General features: G+C 71.5%; 5 protein-coding genes. 4 read left to right on the top strand and 1 reads right to left on the bottom strand.

The genetic code is table 11. From position 1 onward, the window contains the following. Positions 1-3: 3 nt before the first annotated feature. Both AB0M20_RS29400 and AB0M20_RS29395 read left to right on the top strand, forming a co-directional pair. Positions 4-1,401, top strand: coding sequence for a DUF2252 domain-containing protein (locus tag AB0M20_RS29400; protein ID WP_364303564.1), 1,398 nt, complete (start codon positions 4-6; stop codon positions 1,399-1,401). Further along, the gene (locus tag AB0M20_RS29395; RefSeq protein ID WP_364303563.1) at positions 1,398-1,802 is read left to right on the top strand and encodes a PPOX class F420-dependent oxidoreductase; all 405 of its coding nucleotides are present in this window, start codon (positions 1,398-1,400) and stop codon (positions 1,800-1,802) included. The genes AB0M20_RS29400 and AB0M20_RS29395 overlap by 4 nt, the downstream gene beginning before the upstream one ends. Here the strand turns inward: AB0M20_RS29395 and AB0M20_RS29390 are convergent. After that, positions 1,789-2,709: a hypothetical protein gene (locus AB0M20_RS29390; RefSeq protein ID WP_364303562.1), complete on the bottom strand. Its 921-nt coding sequence runs from the start codon at positions 2,707-2,709 to the stop codon at positions 1,789-1,791. The two genes, AB0M20_RS29395 and AB0M20_RS29390, sit on opposite strands and share 14 nt — an antisense overlap. A gap of 67 nt (positions 2,710-2,776) precedes the next feature. On the opposite strand from AB0M20_RS29390, the gene AB0M20_RS29385 reads away from it, so the two are divergent. Together AB0M20_RS29385 and AB0M20_RS29380 are read left to right on the top strand one after the other, a co-directional pair. Continuing rightward, entirely contained in the window at positions 2,777-3,679 is a 903-nt protein-coding gene (locus AB0M20_RS29385; protein WP_364303561.1) for a pirin family protein, read from the top strand. Positions 3,680-3,777: 98 nt separating this feature from the next. After that, a complete protein-coding gene (locus AB0M20_RS29380; RefSeq protein WP_364303560.1) occupies positions 3,778-4,215 on the top strand; it encodes a hypothetical protein in 438 nt (145 codons plus the stop codon). Positions 4,216-4,347: the final 132 nt, after the last annotated feature.

The following is a 4,347-nucleotide window of genomic DNA, read 5'->3' as shown; positions in this document are numbered from 1 at the left end:
ACCATGAACGTCGTGCTCGACACGGTTCCCGACGACGGGTTCGCCTCCCTGCGCCGGCCCTCCACGCCGCGCGCACAGCGCTACGAGCAGGGCCGGTCGCTGCGCGAGCGGGCGCACCGGTCGGACATGGCGTGCTGGGCACCGGCGGACGACCGCGCCGACCCGGTGGATCAGCTGCGCGCGGCGCACGAGGGCCGGGTGTCCTGGCTCATCCCGGTCCGGGTGGGTCGCATGGTCGCCTCGCCGTACGCCTTCCTGCGCGGCTCGGCCAACATCATGGCCGACGACTTCGCACCCCTTCCCCGCTCCGGCATCACCCCGGTGATCTGCGGCGACGCGCACCTGGGCAACTTCGGCTTCTACGCGTCGCCGGAACGCGAGCTGGTCTTCGACCTCAACGACTTCGACGAGGCGCATCCCGGCGCCTGGGAGTGGGACCTGCGCCGGCTGGTGGTCAGCGTGCACGTGGCCGGCCGGCAGAACGGCTTCCGGGAGAGCGCGTGCGCCGACGCGGTCCGGCACTGTGTGCAGGAGTACCGCGAGCAGATCGCGCACCTCGCCGAGATGCCGCTGCTGGCCCGTTCGTTCGACCAGCTCGACGTGGACCGGCTGCGGGCGGCGGCGACCAGGGCGAGCTTCAGGGACGAGATCGAGCGCGCGGCGCGGCGGGCCCGGCGCCGCACCAGCGACCGCGCGCTCCCCCGCTTCACCGAGCAGCGCGACGGCACCGCCCGCCTGGTGGAGGAGCCGCCGCTGATCACCCGGCTCACCGACGGCGACCGTGAACAGCTCGAGGAGGCGCTGGACGGCTACCTCAACACGCTGCCGCCGCACTGGGCGCGCATCCTCGGCGGCTATCGGATCGTGGACGTCGCGCACAAGGTGGTCGGCGTCGGGTCGGTGGGGCTGCGGGCGTACGTCGCGCTGTGCGAGGGCAGCAGTCCCGACGACGTGGTGTTCCTGCAGCTCAAGCAGGCGCGTCGGTCGGTGGTGGCGCGGCACCTGCACGGCGACGCCGCATGGCACCGCCACCAGGGCCAGCGGGTGGTGGAGTATCAGCAGGCGCTGCAGACGGTCAGCGACCCGCTGCTCGGCTGGACGACGGTCGGCGACCTGCAGTTCTACGTGCGGCAGTTCCGGGACATGAAGGGCGCGATCCTGGTGGAGGACATGAGCGCGGGCGCGCTGTCGGACTACGCCGGCATCTGCGGCTACCTGCTGGCGAAGAGCCACGCGCGGACCAGTGGGGCGTCGATGATCGCGGGGTACGCCGGCAGCAGCGACAAGCTCGACGAGGCGCTGTCGCGGTTCGCGCGCGCGTACGCCGATCAGGTGGAACGTGATCACAAAGCCCTCGCCCACGCCGTGCGGCGCGGCCTGCTACCGGCGGAGACCGCGTGAGCGGGCCCATCCCCTTGGAGTCGCCCGCCCTGCTCGACTTCTGGACCGAGCGGCATCTGTGCACGCTGACCACGCTGCGCGCGGACGGGTCTCCGCACGTGGTCGCGGTGGGCGCCACCCTGGACCCCGATGCCGGCCTGGCGCGGGTGATCAGCTCCTCGTCCGCCGCGCACGTGCGGCACATCCGCGCCTCGCCGCGGGTCGCCATCTGCCAGGTCGACGGCCGGCGGTGGAGCACCGTCGAGGGCCTGGCCGCGATCGTGGCCGATCCCGCCTCCGTGGCGCTCGCCGAGGAACGCTACGCCGCCCGCTACCGGGTCCCGCGTCCCAACCCGCGGCGGGTTGCGATCGAGGTGCGGATCACGCGGGTGCTCGGGGCGCAGTCGCTCACTGGAAGCTGATCAGCTCCGGGACCGGCTTGAACCGCAGCACGTCCTTGGCCTGGTAACGCTTGACGTCCTCGTCGTAGAACAGCTTGTAGCCCAGGTGGAACTGCTTCGGGCGGCGCAGCCGGTGCCAGGTCGCGTTCTTCTCCGCCCGGGTGCCGAAGCCGTCGACGTGCTGCACCATGGCCAGGCCCGGCCGTTTCGCGATGCGCTGCACGTCGGGCAACATCGACGAGCGGAACTGGTGCAGCACGAAGAGCTTCTCCGGCAGCGCGTGCCGCCGGACCAGACCGGACACGTACGCGGAGACCTCGTTGACCTCGGCGGCGCCGACCGTCCCGATCGTCTTGCCGGGCACCTTGCCCTTGGGCATCCGCCACTCCGGGTCCAGCGCCAGGCCGACGTGCGGCTGCACCAGGAACTTCTCGAGCCGCTCGGCCTGCGGCAGGAATCGCCCGCGGCCGGGCTGCAGGTCGAGGATGATCAGCACCTTGTTCTTGCGCGCATGGTCGACGTACTGCTTGATCTTGCGCTCGTCGATCATCTGGCTGTAGTCGCCGTCCTTGCCCGGCTTGGCCTGGGCGACGGTGGCGATCAGCTCGTAGGCCGCCTGCACCTTGCGGTCACCGGCGAAGCCGCGGGCGGCCCTGCGCAGCTTGGGCAGCATCTTGTCGGGCGCGGCCTCGCCCAGGACGCCGAGGGTGCCGGTGCCGGCCGTGCCGTAGTAGGCGACCACGCGGTACTTCGGGAAGATCGCGGTGCCACCCAGCGGGAGCTGAGCCCTCGGCGCGGGCTTCTTCGCCGCGGGTTCGCCGCCGATGGTCTGCGTGGGGGCCGGGCGGGTCTCGTTCTCCGGCGGGCTTTCGGCACCGCAGCCGGCAAGTAGTGCGGTAACCAGTCCAGCCAGGACAATTCGCCTCACATCCACCTCCCAAACCCGGGCCACGTTACTGGAGCCGTTCCGGATGCGCGAGGGCTACCGTTCAGGGGTGAGCGAGCTGCTGGAAGGTGCCACGGTCGCGCTGGGCGGGCCGCGCGGGATGGCGGTGACACGGACGTTGCCCAACAAGGGGCGGCGGCTGGTCGGGGCGTGGTGTTTCCTGGACTCGTACGGGCCGGAGGACCTGGCCGGGACGCCCGGGATGCGGGTCGGGCCGCACCCGCACATCGGCCTGCAGACCGTGTCGTGGCTGGTCCAGGGCGAGATCCTGCACCGCGACTCGCTCGGCAACCTACAGGAGATCCGGCCCGGCAGCCTCAATCTGATGACCTCGGGGCGCGGCATCTCCCATTCCGAGGAGACGCCCGAGGTCAACTCCGGCGTGCTGCAGGGCGTACAACTCTGGGTCGCCCTCCCCTCCACGGCCCGCCACATGGCGCCCGCCTTCACCCACCACGCGGACCTGCCGGTGCTGCCCTTCGGCGGGCTGTCCGCGACGGTGCTGGTGGGTTCGCTGGACGGCGCGGCATCACCGGCGGCCGTCTACTCGCCCCTGGTGGGCGCTGAGATCTCCGTGGGCGCGGGCTCGTCGGGGGTCGTTCCGCTGCGGCCCGACTTCGAGTACGCGGTGCTGACCATGGACGGCGCCGCCGAGGTCGAGGGGCACGACCTGAAGCCCGGCCCGTTGCTCTACCTGGGCGAGGGACACACGTCGTTGTCGGTGTCGGCCGGCCTGCCGTCGCGGGTGCTGCTGCTGGGCGGCGCACCCTTCGAGGAGCCGCTGGTGATGTGGTGGAATTTCGTCGGCCGGTCACACGAGGAGATCGTGGCGGCGCGAGCGGAGTGGGAGACGGGCGACGCCTTCGGCGAGGTGCACGGGTACGCGGGCGCGCGCATCCCGGCGCCGCCGATGCCGATCACCAGACTCCTTCCGCGAAGCCGTGTCCGGTGAATTTGGCGTGATCGACATCCCGAATCGCACAAAGTTGGCTTGACGGTGGTTGCGCCGGGGCGGATCGTCGATGTATCAGACATCGCCTGGAGAGCACCGTGACCCTCTTCGACATCGGCCGGCTCGCCCTCATCGTCGCCGCCCCCACGCTGATCGGCGCGCTGGCGGTCACCGCACCACGCTGGTGCGGCTACATCGCTGACCGCTGGGCACAGCGGCACGCCGACGACCCTGTGCCGATCGGCCCGCCGATCGAGCAACTCGCCGCCGACCTGCGCCGGCTGCTCCGGCTGCATGGGGAGCTCACCGCGTCCGCCCACCTGGCGATGCGCGCACACCGGCTCTGGGCGGTCGAGGCCGCCATCGCGGTCCGGGCCGTCGAGGCCGCCCGGGCGATCGGTGTGCCGCACCCCGAGCCGGAACAGCCCGGCTCGCTCAACCGCACGGAGCTCATGGATCTGCTGCGTGATCTTGGGGAGGCCGGGATGGTGCTGCCGTCAAAGGTGGGACCGTTCATCGGCGACGGCCACTACTGAACCGGCCGGGACACGACAGCTTCTCGGCCGCAGGCAGACAAGTCCCCCTCGCCCGCATTCACGGACAAGGGGGACTCGCGGAGGGCGGCAAATCTCCGCCGTCGGGGCCCCGCCGATAGGAAAATCACACAA

Origin of the sequence: Actinoplanes sp. NPDC051633 (genome assembly GCF_040681735.1) — a bacterium.
Taxonomy (GTDB): domain Bacteria; phylum Actinomycetota; class Actinomycetes; order Mycobacteriales; family Micromonosporaceae; genus Actinoplanes.
The sequence above is the reverse complement of the archived record's forward strand: the minus strand, read 5'-3'. Positions and strand labels throughout refer to the sequence as shown.

Bases quoted from the DNA above. Each gene is read 5' to 3' on its own strand.
- AB0M20_RS29400 (WP_364303564.1), top strand. From the start codon at position 4: ATGAACGTCGTGCTCGACACGGTTCCCGACGACGGGTTCGCCTCCCTG.